This is a genomic window from Streptococcus orisasini (genome assembly GCF_001431045.1).
Taxonomy (GTDB): Bacteria; Bacillota; Bacilli; order Lactobacillales; family Streptococcaceae; genus Streptococcus; species Streptococcus orisasini.
The window spans coordinates 1-25,328 of sequence record NZ_BCLE01000010.1 but is presented as its reverse complement, the minus strand read 5'-3'; the positions used below and the strand labels follow the sequence as shown (position 1 = coordinate 25,328).

The 25,328-nt window shown below is 41.1% G+C and carries 18 protein-coding genes; 17 read left to right on the top strand and 1 reads right to left on the bottom strand.

Annotated elements, in window-relative coordinates:
- Positions 1 to 225: 225 nt before the first annotated feature.
- From SCSH_RS02260 to SCSH_RS02180, 17 genes are all read left to right on the top strand, one after another.
- Positions 226 to 969 (top strand): DeoR/GlpR family DNA-binding transcription regulator, encoded by a 744-nt coding sequence (locus tag SCSH_RS02260; protein ID WP_305851975.1) that lies wholly within the window; start codon positions 226 to 228, stop codon positions 967 to 969.
- Positions 966 to 1,877, top strand: coding sequence for a 1-phosphofructokinase (gene pfkB, locus SCSH_RS02255; protein ID WP_057490278.1), 912 nt, complete (start codon positions 966 to 968; stop codon positions 1,875 to 1,877). The genes SCSH_RS02260 and pfkB overlap by 4 nt, the downstream gene beginning before the upstream one ends.
- Positions 1,874 to 3,832 (top strand): PTS fructose transporter subunit IIABC, encoded by a 1,959-nt coding sequence (locus tag SCSH_RS02250; protein ID WP_057490277.1) that lies wholly within the window; start codon positions 1,874 to 1,876, stop codon positions 3,830 to 3,832. Before pfkB ends, SCSH_RS02250 begins: the two co-directional genes overlap by 4 nt.
- 307 nt (positions 3,833 to 4,139) lie before the next feature.
- Positions 4,140 to 6,380 (top strand): 5-methyltetrahydropteroyltriglutamate--homocysteine S-methyltransferase, encoded by a 2,241-nt coding sequence (gene metE, locus SCSH_RS02245; protein ID WP_057490276.1) that lies wholly within the window; start codon positions 4,140 to 4,142, stop codon positions 6,378 to 6,380.
- Positions 6,381 to 6,396: 16 nt separating this feature from the next.
- Positions 6,397 to 8,280 carry a bifunctional homocysteine S-methyltransferase/methylenetetrahydrofolate reductase gene (locus tag SCSH_RS02240; RefSeq protein WP_057490275.1) on the top strand — a complete coding sequence of 628 codons (1,884 nt, stop codon included), beginning with the start codon at positions 6,397 to 6,399 and terminating at the stop codon, positions 8,278 to 8,280.
- Between the two features lie 210 nt (positions 8,281 to 8,490).
- Positions 8,491 to 8,994: a phosphatase PAP2 family protein gene (locus SCSH_RS02235; protein ID WP_057490274.1), complete on the top strand. Its 504-nt coding sequence runs from the start codon at positions 8,491 to 8,493 to the stop codon at positions 8,992 to 8,994.
- Positions 8,995 to 9,125: 131 nt separating this feature from the next.
- Positions 9,126 to 9,647: a hypothetical protein gene (locus SCSH_RS02230; RefSeq protein WP_057490334.1), complete on the top strand. Its 522-nt coding sequence runs from the start codon at positions 9,126 to 9,128 to the stop codon at positions 9,645 to 9,647.
- A gap of 69 nt (positions 9,648 to 9,716) precedes the next feature.
- Positions 9,717 to 10,091: a DUF1149 family protein gene (locus SCSH_RS02225; RefSeq protein ID WP_057490273.1), complete on the top strand. Its 375-nt coding sequence runs from the start codon at positions 9,717 to 9,719 to the stop codon at positions 10,089 to 10,091.
- Between the two features lie 5 nt (positions 10,092 to 10,096).
- The gene (locus tag SCSH_RS02220; RefSeq protein ID WP_057490272.1) at positions 10,097 to 10,957 is read left to right on the top strand and encodes a DegV family protein; all 861 of its coding nucleotides are present in this window, start codon (positions 10,097 to 10,099) and stop codon (positions 10,955 to 10,957) included.
- Complete coding sequence (dapB, locus tag SCSH_RS02215) at positions 10,954 to 11,721, top strand: 4-hydroxy-tetrahydrodipicolinate reductase (RefSeq protein WP_057490271.1); 768 nt, start codon at positions 10,954 to 10,956, stop codon at positions 11,719 to 11,721. The genes SCSH_RS02220 and dapB overlap by 4 nt, the downstream gene beginning before the upstream one ends.
- On the top strand, positions 11,718 to 12,929 hold the full coding sequence (locus tag SCSH_RS02210; RefSeq protein ID WP_057490270.1) for a CCA tRNA nucleotidyltransferase: 1,212 nt from the start codon (positions 11,718 to 11,720) through the stop codon (positions 12,927 to 12,929). The genes dapB and SCSH_RS02210 overlap by 4 nt, the downstream gene beginning before the upstream one ends.
- Positions 12,922 to 14,790: an ABC-F family ATP-binding cassette domain-containing protein gene (locus tag SCSH_RS02205; RefSeq protein ID WP_057490269.1), complete on the top strand. Its 1,869-nt coding sequence runs from the start codon at positions 12,922 to 12,924 to the stop codon at positions 14,788 to 14,790. Before SCSH_RS02210 ends, SCSH_RS02205 begins: the two co-directional genes overlap by 8 nt.
- On the top strand, positions 14,790 to 15,263 hold the full coding sequence (locus SCSH_RS02200) for a GNAT family N-acetyltransferase (protein ID WP_057490268.1): 474 nt from the start codon (positions 14,790 to 14,792) through the stop codon (positions 15,261 to 15,263). Before SCSH_RS02205 ends, SCSH_RS02200 begins: the two co-directional genes overlap by 1 nt.
- A gap of 15 nt (positions 15,264 to 15,278) precedes the next feature.
- The gene (locus SCSH_RS02195) at positions 15,279 to 17,015 is read left to right on the top strand and encodes an ABC transporter ATP-binding protein (RefSeq protein ID WP_057490267.1); all 1,737 of its coding nucleotides are present in this window, start codon (positions 15,279 to 15,281) and stop codon (positions 17,013 to 17,015) included.
- A 9-nt stretch (positions 17,016 to 17,024) separates the two neighbouring features.
- Positions 17,025 to 18,794 carry an ABC transporter ATP-binding protein gene (locus tag SCSH_RS02190; protein ID WP_057490266.1) on the top strand — a complete coding sequence of 590 codons (1,770 nt, stop codon included), beginning with the start codon at positions 17,025 to 17,027 and terminating at the stop codon, positions 18,792 to 18,794.
- Positions 18,795 to 18,890: 96 nt separating this feature from the next.
- On the top strand, positions 18,891 to 19,811 hold the full coding sequence (locus tag SCSH_RS02185; protein WP_057490265.1) for an AEC family transporter: 921 nt from the start codon (positions 18,891 to 18,893) through the stop codon (positions 19,809 to 19,811).
- A gap of 184 nt (positions 19,812 to 19,995) precedes the next feature.
- On the top strand, positions 19,996 to 24,348 hold the full coding sequence (locus SCSH_RS02180) for a glycoside hydrolase family 70 protein (RefSeq protein WP_057490264.1): 4,353 nt from the start codon (positions 19,996 to 19,998) through the stop codon (positions 24,346 to 24,348).
- 119 nt (positions 24,349 to 24,467) lie between these two features.
- On the opposite strand, the gene SCSH_RS02175 is transcribed toward SCSH_RS02180, so the two are convergent.
- Positions 24,468 to 25,328: ISL3 family transposase (locus SCSH_RS02175; RefSeq protein WP_057490263.1), on the bottom strand; the 861-nt coding region annotated here is incomplete at its 5' end.

Below are 25,328 nucleotides of genomic sequence, written 5' to 3'. Positions count from 1 at the left end.
TAAATTAAGTCAGATTCTCTCATTTATTGGATTAAAGGCTTTTGGCTGAAAACAAATGATAGCAAGGGACTTGAAGTTACTGGGGATTCTTGTTTTATTACTTTTTAATGACATTTAATGATTTTTTGTTACTTTTTGGAAGAATTTGGCAGAAATTGCTTGACAGATGTTTTGTAGGAATATATAATAGCAGGTGTAAACGATTACAACAGGAGGTGAGGTCATATTTTAAAATCTAAACGTAAGCAGATTATCATGGAAAAGCTGTCGCAGGAAAATTTTGTAACCTTGGAATTTCTTGTCAATATTCTTGATACATCCGAATCCACTGTTCGCAGGGATTTAGATGAATTAGCAAGTGAGAAAAAGCTGCACCGGGTTCATGGCGGAGCTGAAAAAAACCATCCCTTGCAAGAAGAAGAAACGATGTTGCAAAAATCTATCAAAAACGTTCAAGCTAAGCAGGCTATTGTTCGAAAAGCAACTGAGATGATTTCTGCCGGTGATGTGATTTTTATTGATGCTGGAACAACGACTGAACTGCTCTTAGATAAATTGCAGCAGGAAGGTTTGACTGTGGTGACAAATTCCATTCACCATGCTGCTAAATTGGTGGAAAAAAACATTAATACTTTGATTATCGGAGGTTATGTCAAAAATTCAACAGATGCCAGCATTGGTCAGTTTGCGATTAATCAACTCAGTCAGCTGAATTTTGATAAGGCCTTCATTGGCATGAATGGTGTTGATTTGCATTTCTTGACAACTCCTGATACAGAAGAAGCAGCTATCAAAAAAACAGTCATTGACAATGCTCAAACAACCTATGCTTTGGTGGATGCTTCAAAGATGGGGCAGACCTCATTTGTTAAAGTTGATCGGCTGGAAGCAGTGACTATTATCACTAATAAATCGGACAGCCGTATGTTAAAAGAAACAAAGAAAAAAACGAAGGTGATTGAAGTATGATTTATACCGTAACCCTCAATCCCTCCATTGACTTTATCGTTCGTATTGATACTGTAAAAATCGGCAGTGTTAATCGTATGGACAGTGACGATAAATTTGTCGGTGGCAAGGGGATTAATGTCAGCCGTATCTTGCAGCGCTTAGGACAGGATAATACTGCAACAGGTTTTATTGGCGGCTTTACCGGCAGATTTGTCGAAGAAGGCTTAACTGCTGAAGGCATCAAGACTGATTTTATTCATGTTGATCAGGACACACGAATCAATGTTAAAATCAAGGCTGATGAAGAAACTGAAATCAACGGGACAGGACCTGTTATAAGCGATGAGCAAGTAGAAGCTTTGGAAGCTGTTTTAAGCCGTCTCTCTGCAGAAGATACGGTAGTGTTTGCTGGAAGTGCCCCGGCTAATCTGGGCAATCAGATTTACAAGCGTTTGATTCCACTTGTCAGACAGACCGGCGCTCAAATCGTTTGTGATTTTGAGGGACAAACCCTGCTTGATGCTCTTGCTTATCAGCCGCTCTTGGTCAAACCCAATAACCATGAGCTGGAAGCTATTTTCAATGTTGAGCTGAAAGGTTTGGATGATGTTGAAAAATATGCGCGTGAGATTTTGGCCAAAGGAGCACAAAATGTCATCATCTCGATGGCAGGTGACGGCGCTTTATTGGTAACACCGGAGGCAGCTTATTTTGCTAAACCGATTAAGGGACAGGTAAAGAACTCTGTCGGTGCCGGGGATTCCATGGTTGCAGGTTTTACAGGTGAATTTGTCAAGACAGCAGATCCTGTCGAAGCCCTCAAATGGGGAGTTGCCTGCGGCACGGCAACAGCTTTTTCAGATGATTTAGCCAGTATTGATTTTATAAAGGAAACTTACAAAAAAGTAGAGGTAGAAAAAAGATGAAAATTCAGGACTTACTGAACAAAGACGTGATGTTGCTTGATCTTCAGGCAACTACTAAGGAAGCTGTGATTGATGAGATGGTTTCAAAGCTGAGCGAAAAAGGTATCGTTACCGATTTTGATACTTTTAAAGCTGGTATCATGAACCGTGAAGCACAGACTTCAACAGGGCTTGGTGATGGTATTGCCATGCCTCACAGCAAGAATGCAGCTGTTAAGGAAGCGACTGTTCTCTTTGCTAAATCTAATAAAGGCGTTGACTACGAAGCCCTTGACGGTGCACCGGTTGATCTTTTCTTCATGATTGCTGCACCGGACGGTGCCAATGATACGCACTTGGCTGCCTTGGCTGAATTGTCACAATACCTTTTAAAAGATGGATTTGCTGATAAATTGCGTCAAGTAACCACTCCTGATGATGTTATTGCTCTCTTTAATGAAACCGAAGAAGAAAAGAAAGAAGAAGCACCCGCTGCACCGGCGGCCGACAATCAAGATTTTATCGTGGCTGTAACAGCTTGTACAACTGGGATTGCCCACACTTATATGGCAGAAGAAGCCCTTAAGAAACAAGCTGCTGAAATGGGCCTTGCTATTAAGGTTGAAACAAACGGTGCCTCCGGTGTCGGCAATAAACTGACTGCTGATGACATTAAGCGTGCTAAGGGTGTTATCATCGCAGCCGACAAGGCTGTTGAGATGGATCGTTTTGATGGCAAGCCTTTAATTTCGCGGCCAGTTGCAGAAGGTATTAAAAAACCAGAAGAACTAATTAACATTATCCTTGATGGTAAAGCTGAAGCTTATGTTGCAGCTGACAATACTGCAGTTAATGAAGCTTCAACTGCTGAAAAGCCAAGCTTGGGCGGAGCTTTCTACAAACACCTGATGAGTGGTGTTTCGCAAATGCTGCCATTTGTTATCGGCGGTGGTATCGCTATTGCCCTTGCCTTCTTGATTGATAATTTGATGGGAGTTCCTAAGGATCAGTTAGCTAATCTGGGATCTTATCATGAACTAGCTTCCCTTTTCAAGAATGTCGGTAATGCAGCCTTTGAATTTATGCTCCCAGTTTTAGCTGGTTATATTGCCTACTCTATTGCCGAAAAACCTGGTCTGGTTGCTGGTTTTGTTGCTGGATTTATTGCTAAATCTGGTTTGGCTTTCGGTAAAGTACCGTTTGCCAGCGGTGGTAAAGCAAGCTTAGCTTTAACAGGTATCCCTTCTGGTTTCTTGGGTGCCCTTGTAGGTGGTTTCCTTGCTGGTGGTGTTATCTTGCTTCTTAAGAAACTCTTAGCTGGGCTTCCACGCTCACTTGAAGGGGTTAAATCAATTCTCCTTTATCCTTTGTTGGGTGTTCTGGTAACTGGTTTCCTCATGCTCTTTGTGAATATTCCTATGGCCAGCATCAACACGGCTCTGAATACCTTCCTTGAAAATCTCTCAGGCAGCTCAGCTGTTTTGCTGGGACTCTTGGTTGGCGGCATGATGGCTGTTGATATGGGTGGTCCTGTTAACAAGGCAGCCTATGTATTTGGTACAGGTACACTGGCAGCAACTGTTTCCTCAGGTGGTTCTGTGGTTATGGCTTCTGTTATGGCCGGAGGTATGGTACCGCCGCTTGCAGTCTTTGTTGCTACGCTGCTCTTCAAAGATAAATTTACTAAAGAAGAACGCGATTCAGGATTGACTAACATTGTTATGGGACTTTCTTTCATCACTGAAGGAGCAATTCCATTTGGTGCAGCTGACCCAGCACGTGCCATTCCAAGTTTCGTTGTTGGTTCAGCTGTTACAGGTGCCTTGGTTGGTTTATCGGGCATTAAGCTAGTGGCCCCTCATGGCGGAATCTTTGTAATTGCTTTAACAAGTAATGCTCTTCTTTACCTTTTGTATATCATGATTGGTGCTGTTATTTCAGGTATTCTCTTTGGAATGCTTCGTAAGGCTAAATAAAAATAAAGAGCCTTAACAGTTCTGTCAATAATATATAAATGAGCCGGATGTTGTTCCGGCTTTTTTTGTGTTAGACTGCAATTTTTTGGACTATAGCAGCTGTGGATGTTCTTGTTATAGTTTTTAGCTATAACAGCCCCTACATATATAGTTTAAAACTATATAAAAGCATAAAAAGTTAGAAAGCTTAAAAACCTTGATTTATAGGGGAATATCTAGTATTATTTTAAACATAATTAAAAAATAGGTTATAGTTTTAAGGTGAAATAATGATTTGTCTTAATCTTATAACTAAGAGGAGAAGGATATGGTAAAAGTTTCTAGTTTAGGTTATCCGCGGTTGGGAGAAAACCGGGAATGGAAAAAGTTGATTGAGTCTTATTGGTCACAAAAAATTAATAAAGAAGAGTTGCTTGAAGGAGCAAAAGCTCTCCGCCTTGAATTTTTGAAAAAGCAGTTAAATGCAGGACTAGACTTGATTCCAGTAGGAGATTTTTCTCTTTATGACCATATCTTAGACTTGTCTGTACAGTTTAATATTATTCCCAAGCGCTTTGCCAAAGAGAAAGATATAAATCTAGATCTCTACTTTGCCATTGCGCGTGGCAGCAAGGAAAATGTCGCTTCTTCCATGAAGAAATGGTTTAATACTAATTATCATTATATTGTGCCTGAATGGTCCAAACAAAGGCCTAAACTCAACAATAGCCGTCTGTTGGATCTTTATTTGGAAGCAAGAGAGGTTGTAGGTGACAAAGCTAAGCCTGTTATTACTGGACCCATCACTTATGTGGCCCTTTCATCAGGTGTTGAGGATTTCACCGCTGCTGTCAAAAGTCTTTTGCCGCTTTATAAACAGGTTTTTACTGAACTGGTAGAAGCTGGTGCGGTTTATATCCAGATAGATGAGCCAATCTTTGTAACGGATGAAGGAGCTGATTACCTTGAGGCAGCAAAAGCTGTTTATGGCTATTTTGCCAAGGAAGTTCCTCAAGCTAAGTTTATTTTTCAGACTTATTTCGAGGCTTTAATTGATGCAGAAAGCCTCTCTCAGCTTCCCGTCGCAGCTTTCGGGCTTGATTTTGTCCATGGTTTGGAAGAAAATCTTGTAGCCCTAAAAACGGGACTTTTCAAGGATAAAGAAGTTTTTGTTGGTATAGTTGATGGCCGCAATGTCTGGAGCTCTGATTTTGTTAAGACGCAGGATCTTTTGCAACAGATTAGCGAAAAAACTGCTGAACTCACCCTGCAGCCTTCCTGCTCACTCTTGCATGTGCCTGTCACAACTAAGCATGAGACAACTTTAGATTCTATCCTGCTAAATGGCCTAGCTTTTGCTGATGAAAAATTGCAGGAAATTAAGCTTCTGGCTGAAAAGCTGGATGGCCAAGAAAGGCCTGCTTACAGGGAGCACATTTCCCATTTTGAAGCTCTTCAGGCCGCTGATTTCAGAAATGTTGAGTTGGAAAATCTTGAAGATGTAACGACTGAACGAAGCAGTAGTTTTGAAAAAAGACGTCAGCTGCAGCAGGAAAAATTGCATCTGCCGCTTTTGCCAACGACAACGATTGGTTCTTTCCCGCAGTCGCAGGAAATCCGACGGACGCGTCTGGCCTGGAAGCGCGGCAAGATAAGTGACGAAGACTATCAGGCCTTTATAAATGCAGAGATCGAACGCTGGATTCGCATTCAAGAAGACTTGGATCTTGATGTTTTAGTGCATGGCGAATTTGAGCGGGTTGATATGGTCGAATTCTTTGGTCAGCAGTTAGCAGGTTTTGCAACGACAAAACTGGGCTGGGTGCAGTCTTACGGTTCTCGGGCTGTTAAGCCGCCTATTATTTACGGGGATGTCCAGCATATAAAACCGTTGACTGTCCGTGAAACGGTTTATGCACAGAGTCTAACGGATCGGCCGGTCAAGGGAATGCTGACGGGACCGATTACCATTACCAACTGGTCTTTTGAACGGACAGATATTCCGCGCAGACAGCTTTTCGATCAAATTGGTCTGGCTATCAAAGATGAAATCAAGCTTCTGGAAGATGCTGGCATTGCTATTATCCAGGTTGATGAGGCAGCGCTCCGCGAAGGCCTGCCGCTGCGGAAAGCTAAGCAAAAAGCTTACCTTGATGATGCCGTTCGAGCCTTTCATATCGCGACATCGTCTGTCAAGGACGAAACGCAAATCCATACGCACATGTGCTATTCTAAATTTGATGAAATCATTGATTCCATTCGAGCTCTTGATGCGGATGTCATCTCTATTGAAACCAGCCGCAGCCATGGTGATATTATTAAATCTTTTGAGACGGCTACCTATCCGCTTGGTATTGGTCTGGGTGTCTATGATATCCACTCACCGCGTGTTCCAAGCAAGGAAGAAGTCATTGCTAATATTGAAAGGCCTTTGCATCAGCTGTCTCCTAAGCAGTTTTGGGTAAATCCAGACTGTGGCTTAAAAACTAGACAGGAAGCAGAAACCCTTGCTGCTCTTAAGGTTTTGGTTGCAGCGACTAAAGAAGTTCGACATAAATTAGGAAATTAAGACAAGGAGTGTGTTCATGTCCAGATTGCTAGACCGACTAAAAACAGATATTTTAGTGGCTGACGGTGCCATGGGCACCCTTCTTTATGCTGATGGTATAGAATCCTGCCACGACTATTATAATATTAGCCATCCTGAGCGAATTTCAGCTATTCATAGGGCTTATGTGGAAGCAGGAGCTGATATCATTCAAACCAATACTTATGGGGCTAAGCGTCACCGTCTTAAGAGTTTTGGCTATGACAATGAGGTTCGAAAGATAAATCAAGAAGCAGTTAAACTGGCTCGTCAGGCAGCTGGTCAAGACATCTTTGTTTTGGGTACTATCGGGGCTTCTAGGGGACTAAGACAGTGTGATTTGAGCCTTGAAGAAATCATAGCAGAAACCATAGAACAAGCACAGATTCTTTTGGAAACAGGACAAATAGATGGTTTGCTTTTGGAAACCTACTATGATATAGAAGAATTAGAAGCTGCTTTAAAAGCCATAAGACCGCTAACAGACTTGCCGCTGATAACAAATATTAGCCTCCATGAAGCTGGAATTACAGAAAATGGTCACCCTTTGGTAGAAGCTTTCAGCAATCTAGTCATGCTAGGAGCGGATGTTGTCGGTCTCAACTGCCATTTAGGACCTTATCACATGATTCAATCGCTCAAGCAGATACCGCTGTTTGCCCAAACTTATTTGTCTGTTTATCCTAATGCCAGTCTGCTGTCTTTTTCTAATGACGACGAAAATGGACGGTACCGTTTTAGTCAGAATGCTGATTATTTTGAATATTGTAGTAAACTTTTTGTGGAAGAAGGGGTGCGTTTAATCGGCGGTTGCTGCGGAACGACTCCTGAGCACATCAGGGCTATTAAGCGTGGTATTCGAGGTCTTAAGCCGATTGAACGTAAGGTGATTACGCCCTTGATCAGTCAAGAAGAATTGATTTATGAAGCGGAGAAAAAAGAAAGCCTAGTGGATAAGGTCAAAAAAGAAGTTACCATCATTGCTGAAATTGATCCGCCCAAAACTCTGGCTGTTGACAAATTTGTTGAGGGTGTCAAAGCTTTGGATAAAAAGGGAATTGCTGCTATTACACTGGCTGATAATTCGCTGGCCAGAGCGCGTATTTGCAACCTTAGTATGGCTTCTTTTCTAAAAGATGAGGTAACCACTCCTTTCTTGCTTCATTTGTCCTGCCGAGACCACAATATGATTGGCTTGCAGTCACGGCTTTTGGGAATGGATCTTTTAGGATTTGACCATATTCTTGCTATTACGGGCGATCCGTCAAAAATCGGTGATTTTCCAGGAGCTACCAGTGTTTACGATGCTACCAGCTTTAAATTATTATCCTTGATTAAGCAGCTCAACCAGGGTCAGGGCTACAGTGGTGCCAGTCTAAAAAAGGCAACTCATTTCACCGTGGCTGCAGCCTTCAATCCTAATGTTAAAAATCTAAGCAGAACAACTAGGTTGATTGAAAAGAAAATTGCATCTGGAGCTGATTATTTTATTACGCAGCCCATTTTCACTGATACAGTAATCCAAGAATTAAGCAAGGTTACCAAAGCTTATGAGCAGCCCTTCTTTATCGGTATTATGCCAATCACTTCTTATGAAAATGCTCTTTTTTTGCACAATGAGGTTCCCGGAATTGATTTATCAGAAGAGTTTTTAGCCAAGTTAGAAGCTGTTAGAGACGAAAAAGAGACTTGTCAAAAAGTAGCTTTGGCTGAAAGCAAGAAAATGATTGATTTAGCTCTAGAGTATTTCAAGGGTATTTATCTGATTACGCCTTTTTTGCGCTATGATTTGACAGTGGAATTGATTGAGTACATTCAGGAAAAAACAAAGAGCAAGATGGCAGAATCGCTTTCTGCAAATCGCTCTCGTACAGCCATCTAAAATAAACAGGGAAACTGCACCTAAAAAGTTACACTTACAGTCTAACTTTTTAGGTGCAGTTTCTTTTACCTTGAATCATCTATCTGTTTTTGAAAGCAGCCAAATAGATTTTCCAGACTGTTGGAAGAAATCATGATATAATAAAATCTGACAAATTAGTTTGATATGTACAGCTGACCTTTTAACGAATTTCAGAAGTAGGATAAATCAATGACCGATTATGCAAACTTTTATAAAAAATTAACCAGTCTCATTAGAACACGTCCTAAAATGGTGCAATTAGTCAAGTTGATTAATTATATTATTACACGAGGAATGCCGCTTGTTTATGCTGGATTGTTGTTTTATATCTGTTACAGCCAAGAAAGCTGGCAGGCTGTTCTTCCTTATATTTTAATTCCGGGGCTGTCTTTTGTCTTGTTATCACTAGTTAGGAAGTTTTTGAATCAGCCAAGACCCTATGAGGCTTGGGCAATTCATCCTTTGATTATAAAGAAGTCAAAGGGACAGTCTATGCCCAGCCGCCATGTTTTTTCGGCAACGGTTATCAGTGTCTGCATCTTGCACGAAAATCTTTTTTTGGGTCTGCTTTTGCTTTTGCTGTCTGCTTTACTGGCCTTGTGCCGAGTTTTAGGTGGTGTTCACTATCCCAAAGATGTTATTATCGGCTACCTCATTGGCCTTGCGGCGGGCAGTCTGCTGTTTTGGGGCTGACAGGTTTGATTATTCTGATTAAGGTTTAAGCAATAGCTGCGCTTCAAGCGGCTAAAAGAGCGGGACTGATAAGATCAATTTCTAAAGCAGAAATGATTTTGGTCCTGCTCTTTTTTTGTTACAATAGAAGCATGAAAAATTTTAATCAAGTCTATGCTAATCATGCAGAGCTGCCTTATTTTGCGCCGCAGTATCAGGAGGAGCTCCTAAAAAAGCCTGTCCCTAAACGAAATATGGTACGCACAGCAGAAGGTCTGCTGCCCGGCCATATTATCATGCTCTGGCGAATCAGCTTTGGCACCTATACCAATCAGTCTTCTCATCATAAGTATTTTTATACCAGCTATGGCATTGACGCTCAAAAAGAATTAGACTGGCTTCTTCAGGAAAACTATGTCAGGCTGAATACAGCTTTTGAGTCTCTCAAGCACTTGGCTATGCCAAAACTAAAAGAATTTTTACAGCTGCAGCATGTCAAGGGCCTGTCTAAAATGAAACGCCGCGATGTGGAGGAAGCTCTGGCCAAGGTTTATTCCAATGAGGAACTGGGAAGGCTGTTTGACCTTCGAGGTTATCAAATCACAGACAAAGGAAAGGCTGTTTTGGAACGGTATCCGGACATCGTTGCTAAGCATCCGCAAAAGAAATTCTGATAAGGGATTTCTTTAATTTTGTTTTTAAGTGTGCTATAATGAGTGGTAATGCAAAACAAGGAGAAAACAATGGAAATTGTACGTCAAAAAGAATTTGTTAATCAGTATCACTACGATGCTAGAAATTTAGAATGGGAGAAAGAAAATGGAACACCGGAAACGGATGTTGAAGTGACTTTTCAATTAGTGGAAAAAAATGAGGTATTAAACGAAACGACAGTTGTAGCTGTTTTGCAGTTTATGATTGTTCGCGAAGAGTTTGTTATCAGCGGTGTGCTGTCACAAATGGTTAAAATCAAAAACCGTCTGGTTAATCAGCCCAGTGAATTTTCACAGGAAGAAGTTGCCACTCTAGCAGCTCCTTTACTTGATATTTTGAAACGCATGACCTATGAAGTGACTGAAATTGCGCTGGATAGAGAAGGCGTTACACTGGAGTTCTAAAAGAGATGAAACTAGCTGTAATTACAGACTCATCGGTCTACCTTCCGGAAGACTTTGCGTCAAGCGGTAATCTTTTTATCCTTGACATTGAGATTGCAATTGAGGGGAAACCTTATGTTGAAGGCAAGAATCTGACCTTGGATGAGTTTTATGCCAAAATGGCAGCCTCCAAAGAGTTACCAACGACCAGTCAGCCTAGTTTGGCCGATCTGGATGCATTGCTGACAAAGCTGGAAAAAGACGGCTATACTCATGTTATCGGTCTTTTCCTATCAAGCGGAATCTCAGGATTTCACCAAAATATTCAGTACCTGACTGAGGAATACGCCGGCTTGGACATCGCTTTTCCCGATACCAAAATCACCTCCAGCCCGATGGGATGGATGGTTATGGAAACCCTGAGATGGGGTGAAGAGGGTCTTTCTTTTGAGCAGATTTTAGCCAATCTTCAGCTGATGATTGATAAGACCAATGCTTTTATTATGGTTGATGATCTTAATCATTTGGTTAAGGGAGGTCGTTTATCAAATGGTTCGGCTCTTTTGGGCAATCTGCTGAGTATCAAACCTATCCTTTATTTTAGAGATGGTAAAATTGAAGTTTTTGAAAAAGTCAGAACGGAAAAGAAGGCACTCAAGCGTCTTATTTCTATCTTGGAAGATGTTACTGCAGACGGGGATTACATGGCTTATATCATCCATGCTAATGCCCCAAAGAAGGCTGAGGAATTGCAAAAGCAATTGGCAGCGCAGGGCTATAACCAAAATTTAGCCATTGTTCCTTTTAATGGAGTTATTGCGACCCATCTGGGAGAAGGAGCGATTGCGCTTGGAGCCATACCGATAGTTAAAGGAGAAGAAAAATGAGCATTAAAGTGATTGTTGCAGGTTTTAAGGGAAGAATGGGAGCGACAGCTGTTGATATGGTCAAAAATGACAGTGAGCTCCAATTAGCGGCTCTTCTGGATCCATTTGCTGCTGAAAAAGAAATAGATGGAGTTCCTGTTTTCACGGACAAAGCAGACTTGGTTGGCTTTGATGCTGATGTCTGGGTGGATTTCACTGTTCCTAAAGTGGCGTATGAAAATACGCGTTTTGCTCTGGAAAATGGCTTTTGTCCGGTTGTAGGCACAACAGGTTTTACAGAGCAGCAGATTGTAGATTTGACAGATCTGTCTGCTGATAAGAAAATAGGCGGTCTGATTGCTCCTAATTTTGCCATCGGCGCTGTTTTACTAATGGAATTTGCAGCCAAGGCATCCAAGTATTTTCCTGATGTGGAAATTATTGAGTTGCATCATGATAAGAAAAAAGATGCTCCTAGCGGAACTGCAATCAAGACTGCGGAACTCATCCGTGAGGCGCGTACTTATAAGAAACAAGGTGCTGAAGATGAAGAAGAAACCTTGGCTGGTGCTCGCGGTGCTGAGTTTGATGGCTTTAGAATCCATAGTGTTCGCCTGCCGGGACTGGTTGCCCATCAAGAGGTCATTTTTGGAGCACAGGGTGAAGGTTTGACACTGCGTCATGATTCTTATGATCGTATTTCTTTTATGAGCGGTGTTAATTTAGGAATTAAAGAAGTAATCAAACGAGAGCAGCTCGTTTACGGTTTGGAACATTTACTATGAAATTAAAACATCTGCCTTCTGAATTTCAGGAGGCTTTACCAGTATTAGAGAAAATTAAGGCAGCTGGTTTCGAAGCTTACTTTGTAGGCGGCAGCGTGCGCGATGCTCTGCTGGGGCGTCCTATTCATGACGTAGACATTGCTAGCAGCTCTTATCCGGCAGAAACTAAGAAAATTTTTTCGCGAACAGTAGATATTGGCATTGAGCACGGTACCGTCTTGGTTTTGGAAAATGGCCATGAGTATGAAATCACAACCTTTCGGACTGAGGATGTTTATGTGGACTACCGCAGACCCAGTCAGGTGTCTTTTGTGCGCTCTTTGGAAGAGGATTTAAAGCGCCGCGATTTCACCATCAATGCCTTTGCTCTCGATGAGCAGTCTCATGTGATTGATAAATTTGACGGTTTAGCAGATTTAAAGCAAAAGCGGCTGCGGGCAGTCGGCAATGCTGCTGAGCGTTTTAATGAAGATGCTCTGCGGATCATGAGAGGCCTGCGCTTTGCTGCTGTTCTTGATTTTGACATTGAAGAAGAGACTTTTGCTGCCATGAAAGAACATGCGTCCTTATTGGAAAAAATTTCTGTAGAGCGCTCTTTTATTGAGTTCGATAAACTTTTACAGGCTCCTTTTTGGCGCAAGGGGATTGCTTATCTGCTTGCCAGTCAGGCTTATAACCACCTGCCTTTGCTGGATAATTCTGCTGAAAATTGGCAGCGGTTTTTAAGTGATTTGCCGGAAACCTTTGCTTTTTCAAGTTCTGAGCAGGCTTGGGCAGCAGTGCTTTTGTACCTGAATATCAAGAATTCCAAGTCTTTTTTGAAGCAATGGAAAACTTCCAATGATTTTCAAAAGACGGTAGAAAAAATTTTGGCAATCTACAACCTGCGTCAAATAAAAGAACCGGACAAGGCAGATGTCTACCAGTACGGCGAGAGCCTAATGCTCTTAGCGGAAGAACTGCGCAAGGCTCAAGGGCTCCCAGCTGATTTTGAACGTATTCAACAAATCACTAGCAGTCTTGTCATTCATGATAAGCATGAAATTCTGGTTAAGGGCGGTGATCTGATAGCGGAGCTGGGGCTTAAACCTGGGCCAGAACTTGGTAAACTGTTGAATCGCATTGAAATGCTTATTGTAGCAGGTGATTTGAAAAATGAGCGAGAAGCTATTTTGGATTTTGTCAGAAAGGAACTAGAGTGTGAGTGATTTTTTAGTTGACGGGCTGAGCAAGACTGTTGGTGATAAAACAGTCTTTGAGGATATTTCTTTTATCATCCATGATTTGGATCGGATTGGTATTATTGGTGTCAATGGAACAGGGAAAACAACACTTTTAGATGTTCTTTCAGGCAGGCTAGGTTTTAATGGGGATAAATCCCCTTTTTTAAAGAAAAATGACTATAAAATAGCCTACTTGATGCAAGAGCCCGATTTTGATGAGACAAAAACAGTACTTGATACCGTGCTGTCATCGAATCTTCGGGAAATGGAACTGGTTCGCTCCTATGAAAAACTGATAACAGATTATAAGGAGGCTAGTCAGGACAAGTTGGAAAAGATTATGGCAGAGATGGATGCCTTAGATGCTTGGACTATTGAAAGCGAAGTGAAGACTGTCCTGTCTCAGTTAGGCATCAATGACACCAGTCAGCTGGTCGGTCAACTATCCGGTGGTATGCGCCGTCGGGTTCAGCTGGCTCAGGTCCTGCTGGCAGAGGCCGATTTACTGCTTTTAGATGAGCCAACCAACCATTTGGATATCGACACCATTGCTTGGCTGACGAATTATTTAAAGAGCAGCCGCAGGACAGTGCTTTTTATTACCCATGACCGCTATTTTTTGGACAATGTAGCCACTCGTATCTTTGAATTGGATAGGGCTCGTTTGCTGGAATATCAGGGAAATTACCAAGATTACGTGCGTTTTCGCGCGGAACAGGACGAACGTGATGCTGCCAGCCTGCATAAGAAAAAGCAGCTCTATAAACAAGAACTCGCTTGGATGCGCAGACAGCCACAGGCCAGAGCAACCAAGCAGCAGGCTCGCATTAACCGGTTTAATGATCTCAAATCCGATCTGTCAGGTTCAAGGACTTCAACTGACCTTGAAATCAACTTTGAAACCAGCCGTATTGGTAAGAAGGTCATTCAGTTTGAACATGTGGATTTTGCTTATCCTGATAAAACAATTTTGAGTGATTTTAACCTGTTGATTCAAAATAAGGATCGCATTGGGATTGTTGGTGATAACGGCGTTGGGAAATCGACCCTGCTCAATCTCATCAATGGTGATTTACAGCCCAATTCTGGACAGCTCATTACCGGCGAGACTGTTCGTATTGGCTATTTTTCGCAGCAAATCAAAGATATGAATGAAAATAAGCGGGTTATCAACTACCTGCAAGAAGCAGCAGATGAGGTCAAGACAGCTGTTGGAACAAGCAGTGTGACGAGTCTACTGGAACAATTTCTCTTTCCCAGATCAAGCCATGGAACATTGATTTCCAAGCTGTCAGGCGGTGAGAAGAAGCGCCTTTACCTGCTCAAAATTCTCATTGAAAAGCCCAATGTTTTACTACTAGATGAACCGACCAATGATCTTGACATTGCCACCTTAACGGTTCTTGAGAATTTCTTACAGGATTTTTCGGGTCCTGTTATTACAGTCAGCCATGACCGTTACTTTTTGGATAAGGTTGCTAATAAAATTCTAGCTTTTGAAAACGGCGGAATCCGTACATTTTTTGGTAATTATACCGATTATCTGGATGAAAAAGAATTTGAGAAATCCAGCTCTGCTAGGGCGCAAAAAATGGAAAAACCTAAGGCTGAAAGGGTTAAGAGCGAAAAGAAACGCATGTCCTATTTTGAAAAGCAGGAGTGGGCAACGATTGAAGATGATATTGCGGCCTTGGAAGACAAGATCGAAACAATCGAGGCAGCCATGCAGGAAAATGCTTCGGATTACAGCCAGTTAGCCAGTTTGCAGCGTGATTTAGATGCTGCCAATGAGCAGCTCCTTGAAAAATACGAACGCTATGAATACTTGAGTGAGTTGGAGAATTAATGCGACTAAGATCTATTGAAAAAAGAGACAATGCAGCAGTTGCTGCGCTTATTCGCCATTCTTTGGAAGAAGAAGGTTTAGCTATTAAGGGCACTGCCTATTTTGATCCTTATTTAGATGATTTGGCGGGTTATTATCAAGCTACTCCCAGTTCAGCTTATTTTGTTGTAGAAGATGATCAGATGATTATTGGAGCTGGTGGATTTGCACCTATTTCTAAAGAAACGGCGGAACTGCAAAAACTCTATGTGCATGAAGCTTATCGTGGCAAGGGTATAGCTGGTCTTTTACTGAGGCATATTTTTCAGGAAGCTAAAAAAGAGGGATTTACTAAGCTCTACCTGGAAAGTTCGCAGGTACTCAAGCAAGCTCTTAAGGTGTATGAGCACTTTGGTTTTACCGCTTTAGAAGCTCCCTTGTCTTTTGGGGATTCGCATGATGCTATGGATGTTTGGATGCTAAAAGATTTGTAAGAAAAAGGAGAGGATATGGCTTATATTTGGTCTTATTTGAAAAAGTATCCCAAATGGCTGATATTGGATGTTTTGGGAGCTCTTTTATTTGTTGTGGTAAATTTAGGATTACCAACAGCCTTGGCCCGAATGATTGATCAAGGCATCACGCCGGCTGATAAGCAGGCCCTTTATTTTTGGGCCGGCATTATGTCTATTATTGTTTTACTGGGGATAATAGGACGAATTACATTGGCTTATGCATCAGGCCGGCTAATAACAACTATGATTCGCGATATGCGCAATGATATGTATGATAAATTGCAGGAATATTCGCACCACGAGTATGAAAAAATCGGTGTGCCTTCTTTAGTCACACGTATGACCAGTGATGCCTTTGTTCTTATGCAATTTGCCGAAATGTCGCTACGGCTTGGAATTGTTACGCCATTGATGATGATTTCCAGTGTTGTCATGGTTCTTTTGACCAGTGCATCTTTGGCTTGGGCTGTCGTTGCTGCCATTCCTTTTTTAATTTTGGTTGTTTATTATGTGGCTGTTAAAACGCGCCCTTTATCAGAGAAGCAGCAAAATACACTCGATAAGGTGAACCAGTATGTTCGTGAAAATCTCACTGGTCTTAGGGTCATCCGTGCCTTTGCCAGAGAAACTTTTCAAGAAGAGCGCTTTGCTCTTAAAAATAACAGTTACATGACTATTTCCAGCCAACTCTTTAAGTTAACAGGTCTGACAGAAGCGCTTTTTGTGCAGATTATTATCATCATGATTGTGGCTATTATTTATTTTTCGCTAGAGCCTCTCAGACAGTCTGTTATTAAGATTGGTGACCTTTTTGCTTTTATCGAATACAGTTTTCATGCCCTTTTTTCTTTTCTGATGTTTGCTAATATTTTTACCATGTATCCACGGATGGCAGTCTCCAGCCAGCGTATTCAGGAAGTAATGTCCATGCCGCTTTCAATCAGTCCTAATGAAAATGGAATCACTAAAACACAGTCCAAAGGTTACTTGGAATTTGACAATGTCACCTTTGCTTATCCCGGAGAGACTGAGAGTCCCGTATTGCATGATATCAGCTTTAAGGCTAATCCTGGCGAAACCATTGCTTTTATTGGCAGCACAGGGTCAGGAAAATCATCCTTGGTTAATCTGATTCCGCGATTTTACGATGTAACGCTAGGCAGAATTTTAGTCGACGGTGTTGATGTTCGTGAATACAATCTGAAAGCTCTGCGCCAGAAAATCGGTTTTATTCCACAAAGAGCCTTGCTTTTTACTGGGACAATCGGTGAAAATATCAAATATGGTAAAGAAGATGCGACCTTGGCTGAGCTACATTCCGCAGCTGATGTAGCACAGGCCAAAGAATTTATTGAAAGTCGGGAAGAAAAATTTGATACTCATTTGGCCGAAGGCGGCAGCAATTTGTCAGGCGGTCAGAAGCAGCGCTTATCCATTGCTCGAGCTGTTGTCAAAAAGCCAGATATCTATATCTTTGATGATTCTTTTTCAGCTTTAGATTATAAGACAGATGCTCAATTGCGGGCACGTTTGAAAGAAGTAACTGGCGATGCTACTGTACTGATTGTTGCCCAGCGTGTCGGAACTATTATGGATGCTGATCAAATTATCGTTTTGGATGAAGGAGAAATTGTCGGCCGTGGAACTCACGATGAACTCCTTAAGTCTAATGAAATTTACTGTGAAATTGCCAACTCACAGCTAAACAATCAGCATTTAACAGAAAGATAAGGAGGTTTTATGAAACAGAAAAACGTTTTTCTTCGTTTATGGTACTATTTGAAGAATTATAAAAGCTCGCTTTTTCTTGCTGTTTTTCTTAAAATTCTCAGCAGTGTCATGAATGTTTTGGAACCTTTTGTTTTGGGACTTGTGATGACGGAGCTGACAGCCAATCTGCTTGATATAGCTCGTGGCGTTAAGGGAGCGCATATCAATACTACTTATATTTTTGGCATTTTATTGCTCTATTTTATTCGTGGGCTTCTCTACAGTATTGGTTCTTACGGTTCTAACTACTTCATGACAAATGCAGTGCAAAAAAGCATTCATGACTTGCGCCGTGATTTGAGTGAAAAAATTAATAAGATTCCGGTCTCTTATTTTGATAGCCATCAATTCGGTGATATGCTGGGACGCTTTACCAATGATGTTGAAACAGTCTCAAATGCTTTGCAGCAGAGCTTTCTACAGATTATTAATGCTTTTTTGACTCTCATTTTGGTAATTGCTATGGTTCTCTATCTGAATCTGCCTCTAGCTATGGTGGTAATTGCCTGCATCCCTTTAACTTATTTCAGTGCCCGTTTTATTTTGAAAAAATCCCAGCCTTATTTTAAAAAGCAAGCCAATGCTTTGGGAGATATGAATGGCTTTGTTCAAGAAAACTTAAGTGGTTTTAATGTTATCAAACTTTACGGCCGTGAAGAGGCATCTGCGGAAGACTTCCGTGATATTACAGAAAATCTGCGCGATGTCGGTTTTAAAGCTAGTTTCATTTCTGGAATTATGATGCCAGTACTCAATGCTATTTCAGATGGAGCCTACCTGATTGTTGCTGTTATCGGTGGTTTGCAGGTCTTGGCTGGGAAACTAACCATTGGCAATTTGCAGGCTTTTGTTCAATATATTTGGCAGGTTAGCCAGCCGATTCAAACCATTACTCAGCTGTCGAGTGTTTTACAGAGTGCCAAGTCATCTTTAGAACGCATTTTTGAGGTTTTGGATGAAGAAAATGAAGTCAATCAGCCAACTGAAAAACTGGAGCATGATTTGACTGGACGGGTTAGTTTTCGAGATGTTTCTTTTCAATATACACCGGATAAACCGCTTATCCGCCATTTCAATTTGGATGTTAAACCTGGCGAAATGGTTGCCATTGTTGGTCCGACAGGTGCTGGTAAGACAACTTTAATCAATCTCTTAATGCGTTTTTACGATGTGACTCAGGGAACTATTGAGGTTGACGGTCATGATATCCGCCATCTGTCGCGTCAGGATTACCGTCAGCAGTTTGGTATGGTCCTTCAAGATGCTTGGCTCTATGAAGGGACAATTAAAGACAATCTGCGCTTTGGTAATCTCAAAGCCAGTGATGAGGAAATTGTTGAAGCAGCAAAAATGGCTAATGTGGATCATTTCATCCGTACACTGCCAGGTGGCTATAATATGGAAATGAATCAGGAATCAAGCAATATTTCTCTGGGACAAAAGCAATTGCTGACAATTGCGCGTGCTCTCTTGGCTGATCCTAAGATTCTTATTCTAGATGAGGCTACCTCATCTGTTGACACGCGTCTGGAACTTTTGATTCAAAAAGCAATGGCTAAATTAATGGAAGGCCGGACAAGCTTTGTCATTGCCCATCGTCTGTCAACCATTCAGGAAGCTGATAAAATCCTTGTTCTTAAGGATGGACAAATCATTGAGCAGGGAAACCATCAAAGTTTGCTAGCTGATAGAGGATTTTATTATGATCTGTATATGAGCCAATTTAGCAAATCAAGATAAAGTTAGCCAATCAAACCATTTGCTGCTGCAGCTTGAAGCTTGGCATAATCATTTATAGGGTAATATTATACTAGTCAAACACGGAAAGGAGCCTTTATGGCAATTGCATTTCTGGTCTTTCAAAAATTAGCTGTGCTGTTTCTGATTATGGGAGCAGGAATATTTCTGGCATACAAGAACATTTTTACCAAGGATGTTACTTTTAATTTATCGAAACTGTTAACAACTTACGTTGCGCCGAGTTTATTTGTCTCTTCCTTTATCAGCCAAGAATTTTCTGTAGAACGGCTGGGTCTGTTGTTAATAATGATTGGATCGGCTTTTTTTCTTTTGATTACGCGGATTTTTCTAGTGACATTTTTATTAGCTGATGATCGCAATATGGACAAGTATGCGGCTTTGTTTGCTAATGTTGGTTTTATGGGGACACCGTTGGCAGAAGCAGTGGGAGGCAAGAATGCTGTCTTTTTCATTTCGGGTTTTGTTGTCGCTAATCAAATTATGCAGTGGACTTATGGGCTTTATCTTATTTCCAGAAATAGAAATATTATCAATTGGCACTCTCTTTTGGTTAATCCTGCTATGATTGCGACGGTAATCGGAATCTTTTTCTTTAGTTTGCCCTATGATTTGCCCAAGGTTATCACTGATGCTATTGAAACGGTAGCTAAGTTAAATACGCCTTTGTCAACCTTGGTACTGGGTTCTTATTTTTACAAGGCTGATTTTAAGGAAATTTTTCTCTATAAACCTGCTTATTACACAGCTTTTCTGCGTTTGTTTCTGACATCCTTGGTCAGTATTGTTCTTATTTGGCTTTTGCCGGTAAATGCTTATGACATGAAGCTGGCTTTGACAATTGCTTCTTGTTCTCCGACAGCAATGAATGCAGCTTTGCTCAGTCAGATTTACGGTGGTGATTACAAATATGGTTCTCGCCTAGTGCTTCTAACGACGATTTTATCACTTATTTCCATTCCTATAAATATGACAATTGCAAGTCTTTTATATCTATAAAAATTCAATCTGATGATTGAATTTTTTATTCGTTATAAATAGGTTGTATTTCCGTTAAAAGTAGTTTTCAAGAGTATCGAGTTAATCGATTAGAAAAACTAAGAAAAGACTTTGTAAACCGCATGACATGAGTTTTATAGTATTATGAAGCTATAATATTGAACTATTAAAAGGAGGAAGTTTTATGGAAATAAAATTACGTTATAAAGCACGCAAGGTTAAAAAACACTGGGTAACAGTTGCAGTTGCCTCCGGTTTGCTTGCTTTGGGCAGTGCAGGACTGGGTGTATCTGCATCGGCAGAGACAAGCCAGTCCTCAGAACAAGCAGTGCCTCAGAAAAGTGAAACTACTCTATCTTCAACGAAAGAGCCTACAGAAACCCAAGAGACAACTGAGCAGACAAAAGCAACTAATCAAGTAGAAAATACTGAAATTTCTGAAAAGACTGTCAGTGAACAGCCACAAAAAGACAGTGCTGCACAAATAACTTCTGAAGCGAACACCACAAGAGCTAATGAAACTCAAGAACAAGTGACAGCACCAGAAAAGACAGTTCCTAAAGTTCAGTCATCAACGAAAACAGTCACCTTAGCACAAAGACAGACAGCTGAGCAAGCACAAGCTCAAAAATTAAGCGATGCTGATTTGTCAGCTATTCCAAATGTTAAAAAGATTGATGGCAAGTATTATTATATTGGTTCAGACGGTCAGGTGAAAAAGAATTTTGCCTTAACTGCTGATGGCAAAACTCTTTATTTTGATAAGGAAACAGGTGCTTTGACAGATACGTCACAGTATCAGTTTACACAAGGCTTGACTTCCTTAAATAATGCCTACACTCCCCACAATCAAATTGTTAATCTTGAAAAGGGCAGTCTTGAAACCGTTGATAATTATGTGACAGCGGACTCTTGGTACCGTCCAAAAGACATCCTGAAAGACGGCAAGACCTGGACAGCATCAACCGAATCGGATCTTCGTCCGCTGTTGATGTCCTGGTGGCCTGATAAACAAACTCAAGTGGCCTACCTTAATTATATGAATAAACAGGGACTTGGAACAGGGACAACCTATACGGCTGACAGCAGTCAAGAGAGTCTGAATTTAGCAGCTCAGAATGTTCAGGCAAAGATTGAAAGTAAGATTTCTCAGACCCGTCAGACACAATGGTTGCGTGAAATTATCAACAGTTTTGTGAAAACCCAGTCCGATTGGAATATTCAAACTGAATCAGATACCTCAGCTGGTGAAAAGGATCATTTGCAAGGCGGGGCTTTGCTTTATGTGAACGACAAAAGGACACCTCATGCGGATTCCAATTACCGTTTGCTAAACCGCACACCAACCAGTCAGACAGGTAAGCAAAAGTATTTTGAAGATAACTCTATGGGCGGTTATGAATTCCTCTTAGCTAATGACATTGACAATTCAAATCCTGCCGTTCAGGCTGAACAGCTGAATTGGCTGCATTATTTGATGAATTACGGTTCTATTGTGGCTAATGACCCGGAAGCTAATTTTGACGGAGTCCGGGTTGATGCTGTTGACAATGTCAATGCTGACTTGCTTCAAATTGCCTCCGATTACTTTAAAGCCTATTATGGAGTAGGTAAGAGTGAGAAAAATGCCATTAATCACCTCTCTATTTTGGAAGCTTGGTCAGACAATGACCCGCAGTATAACAAAGATACTTACGGAGCACAGCTGCCGATTGACAATAAGCTTCGTCTGTCGCTCCTCTATGCTCTGGCTCGTCCTCTTGAAAAGGATGCAACAGATAAAAACAATATCCGCAGCGGACTTGAACCCCTTATCACCAATAGTTTAAATGACCGTTCCGCTGAAGGTAAAAAAGGTGAGCGCATGGCCAACTACATCTTTATCCGCGCTCACGATAGTGAAGTCCAAACAGTTATTGCTAAAATTATTAAGGACAATATCAATCCTAACACAGATGGTTTAACCTTTACACTGGATGAGCTAAAGCAAGCCTTTAAGATTTACAATGAGGATATGCGCAAGGCTAATAAAAAATATACGCAATCCAACATTCCGACGGCTTACGCTTTGATGCTGTCCAATAAGGATTCCATTACACGTGTTTATTACGGTGACATGTACACTGATGATGGGCAGTACATGGCCACAAAATCACCTTATTATAACGCTATTGAAACGCTAATGAAGGCTCGCATCAAGTATGCTGCTGGCGGTCAGGATATGAAGATTACCTATGTTGAAGGCGACAAGGCTAATATGGACTGGGACTATACTGGTGTCCTTACGTCTGTACGCTATGGAACAGGAGCTAATGAAGCAACTGACAGCGGCAATGCGGCGACCAAGACCCAAGGAATGGCTGTTATTACCAGCAACAATCCAAGTCTAAAATTAACTGCTAATGATAAAGTGATTGTTAACATGGGAGCTGCTCATAAAAACCAAGAATATCGACCACTCCTTTTAACCACGAAGGACGGACTTATAACCTATACTTCGGATGCTGCGGCTAAATCATTTTACCGCAAGACAAACGATAAGGGTGAATTAGTCTTTACAGCGTCTGATATTCAGGGCTATCTCAATCCACAAGTGTCAGGTTACTTAGCTGTCTGGGTACCAGTAGGAGCCAGTGATAGTCAAGATGTTCGTGTAGCAGCCAGCGATAAGGCAAATGCTGATGGTCAGGTCTATAATTCTTCAAGTGCTCTAGATTCACAATTAATCTATGAAGGCTTTTCAAATTTCCAAGATTTCGTTACCAAGGATTCTGAATATACCAATAAATTGATTGCTCAAAATGTTGATTTATTCAAGTCCTGGGGTGTTACCTCCTTTGAAATGGCACCACAGTATGTCTCATCTGAAGATGGTTCTTTCTTAGATTCTATTATTTTGAATGGTTATGCTTTTGAAGACCGCTACGATCTTGCTATGAGTAAGAATAATAAATACGGTTCTCAGCAAGATATGATTAATGCTGTTAAAGCCCTTCATAAGAGCGGTATTCAAGTAATTGCCGATTGGGTGCCAGATCAAATTTATAATCTCCCAGGCAAGGAAGTCGTGACAGCAACTCGTGTCAATAACTATGGTAAACAACGTCATGATTCTGAAATCAAGGATACTCTTTATGTTGCTAACACCAAGACCAAGGGCGATGATTATCAAGCCAAATATGGCGGAGCCTTTCTTGATCAATTAGCTGCAAAATATCCAAGTATTTTCAATCGGACACAAATTTCAAACGGCAAGAAGATTGATCCAAGCGAAAAAATCACAAAATGGGAAGCTAAATACTTCAATGGAACCAATATTTTAGGACGCGGTGCAGGTTACGTTCTTAAAGACAGGGCTAGTGACAAGTACTTTACTTTAGACGGCAACAAGACTTATTTGCCAAAACAGATGACCAATCAGCAGGCTTCGACCGGTTTTGTCAATGATGGAAAAGGATTAACTTTCTATTCAAGCAGCGGTTATCAGGCTAAAAACAGCTTTGTTCAGGATGCTAAAGGCAACTGGTATTACTTTGACAATAGCGGTCATATGGTTTACGGCCTGCAGCATTTAAACAATGAAGTCCAATACTTCTTATCAAATGGGGTTCAGCTGCGAGATGCTATTCTAGAGAATGCTGATGGCACCAAGAATTACTTTGGCCGTCTGGGCAATCGCTACAGTAATAATTACTATTCCTTCGACGGTGATACTAAATGGCGTTACTTTGATGCCAATGGTGTTATGGCAGTTGGTTTGAAAACCATTAATGGCAATACACAATACTTTGATCAAGACGGTTATCAAGTCAAGGGAGAATGGGTAACAGATGCTAATGGCAAAAAACGCTATTTTGATAATGGCTCTGGAAATATGGCTGTTAATCGCTTTGCTAATGACAGCAACGGTGACTGGTATTATCTCGGTTCAGATGGCATAGCAGTGATAGGCAGTCAAACCATCAATGGTAAATCTTATTACTTTGATCAAGATGGAAAACAAATCAAGGGCAAGATTATCACTGGTAATGATGGGAAATTATATTACTACCTAGCAGATTCAGGAGAACTGGCACATAATATTTTTGCGACCGACAGTCAAAATAACTGGTATTACTTCGGCTCAGACGGAACAGCGGTAACAGGCAGTCAGACTGTCAATGGTCAAAAACTCTATTTTGCTAATGATGGCAAACAAGTTAAGGGCAGCTTTGTCAATGATAATGGCAAAATTCGCTATTATCATGCAGATTCAGGTGAGCTGCAAACCAACCGTTTTGAAGCTGATAAGGATGGTAACTGGTACTATCTAGGAGCAGACGGAGCAGCAGTAACAGGCAGTCAATACATCAACAATCAGCGTCTCTTCTTTGCAAGAGATGGCAAACAGGTTAAGGGTGATGTTGCCTATGATAACCGAGGTCTGCTTCGCTATTATGATAAAGATAGCGGCAGCATGGTTTACAATAGAATTGTTGCCCTAGCTAACGGTAGAAGGATTATCATTAATCGTTGGGGTATCGCAAGCTACCTCTAAACTAACTTGAGTTTGGGATAAACAGCTAAAATCATTTGTTTCGCACCAAAGAACGCGAGACGGACTAAAAATCACATAACAAAAAAGGCTCTTTGTCAACTGTAGTGGGTGACTTATAGCTAAGCGCGAGAGGAGACGAATGTCGTCTTCTCTTTTGCTATGTTCAAAGCGAGATAAATCCGTTTTTTAAAGTTGTCAAAGTTCCGATATCCAAAGGCATTGCGCTTAATATCTTTGATGAGTTTGTTAGTGGCCTCAAGTTTAGCGTTAGAATAAGGCAATTCAATGGCGTTAGTGATGTAGTTTTTATAGCGAATAAACGTGTTCAAAGCGGTTTTAAAGGTGCGATTGAGATAAGGTAAAGCGTCTTGAATTAAGCCCCAAAACTGGTCAGTGCTCTTCTCTTGCAGGTGGAAAAGGAGTAACTGGTACAGGTCGTAGTAATCTTTAAGTTCAGGTACTAGAGTAAAGATTTTATTCAGACACTCCCTAGGAGTTAAGGTCTCTCTGAAAGTTCTAGCATAGAAAGGCTTAAGAGACAGTTTCCGACTATCTTTTTGAATCAGTTTCCAGTAGTACTTAAGCGCTCTGTATTCAAGAGATTTATCGTTAAATTGCTTCATGATGTCAATACGTGTCCGAATGAGAGCCTTATTGATATGCTGGACAATGTGGAAACGATCGAGAACAATTTTAGCATTTGGAAATAATTTCTTAATGAGCGGGATATAGCTTCCTGACATATCAACAGTGACGACTTTAACTTTTTTTCTGGCTTCTTTCGAGTACTTGAAGAAATGATTTCGGATGGTTGTTTGTCTTCTGTCATCAAGGATGGTCATGATTTTCTTAGTGTTGAAATCTTGAGCAATGAAAGTCAATTTCCCCTTCTGGTAGGAGAATTCATCCCAGGAAAGCACTTCTGGTAAAGTGGTGTAATTCTCACGGAATTGAAATTGTTTCAGCTTCTGATAGACGGT

Bases quoted from the DNA above. Each gene is read 5' to 3' on its own strand.
- SCSH_RS02225 (WP_057490273.1), top strand. From the start codon at position 9,717: ATGGAAATTGTACGTCAAAAAGAATTTGTTAATCAGTATCACTACGAT.
- SCSH_RS02240 (WP_057490275.1), top strand. From the start codon at position 6,397: ATGTCCAGATTGCTAGACCGACTAAAAACAGATATTTTAGTGGCTGAC.
- SCSH_RS02210 (WP_057490270.1), top strand. From the start codon at position 11,718: ATGAAATTAAAACATCTGCCTTCTGAATTTCAGGAGGCTTTACCAGTA.
- SCSH_RS02235 (WP_057490274.1), top strand. From the start codon at position 8,491: ATGACCGATTATGCAAACTTTTATAAAAAATTAACCAGTCTCATTAGA.
- pfkB (WP_057490278.1), top strand. From the start codon at position 966: ATGATTTATACCGTAACCCTCAATCCCTCCATTGACTTTATCGTTCGT.
- SCSH_RS02200 (WP_057490268.1), top strand. From the start codon at position 14,790: ATGCGACTAAGATCTATTGAAAAAAGAGACAATGCAGCAGTTGCTGCG.
- SCSH_RS02190 (WP_057490266.1), top strand. From the start codon at position 17,025: ATGAAACAGAAAAACGTTTTTCTTCGTTTATGGTACTATTTGAAGAAT.
- SCSH_RS02180 (WP_057490264.1), top strand. From the start codon at position 19,996: ATGGAAATAAAATTACGTTATAAAGCACGCAAGGTTAAAAAACACTGG.
- SCSH_RS02220 (WP_057490272.1), top strand. From the start codon at position 10,097: ATGAAACTAGCTGTAATTACAGACTCATCGGTCTACCTTCCGGAAGAC.
- SCSH_RS02185 (WP_057490265.1), top strand. From the start codon at position 18,891: ATGGCAATTGCATTTCTGGTCTTTCAAAAATTAGCTGTGCTGTTTCTG.
- SCSH_RS02230 (WP_057490334.1), top strand. From the start codon at position 9,126: ATGAAAAATTTTAATCAAGTCTATGCTAATCATGCAGAGCTGCCTTAT.
- metE (WP_057490276.1), top strand. From the start codon at position 4,140: ATGGTAAAAGTTTCTAGTTTAGGTTATCCGCGGTTGGGAGAAAACCGG.
- dapB (WP_057490271.1), top strand. From the start codon at position 10,954: ATGAGCATTAAAGTGATTGTTGCAGGTTTTAAGGGAAGAATGGGAGCG.
- SCSH_RS02195 (WP_057490267.1), top strand. From the start codon at position 15,279: ATGGCTTATATTTGGTCTTATTTGAAAAAGTATCCCAAATGGCTGATA.
- SCSH_RS02250 (WP_057490277.1), top strand. From the start codon at position 1,874: ATGAAAATTCAGGACTTACTGAACAAAGACGTGATGTTGCTTGATCTT.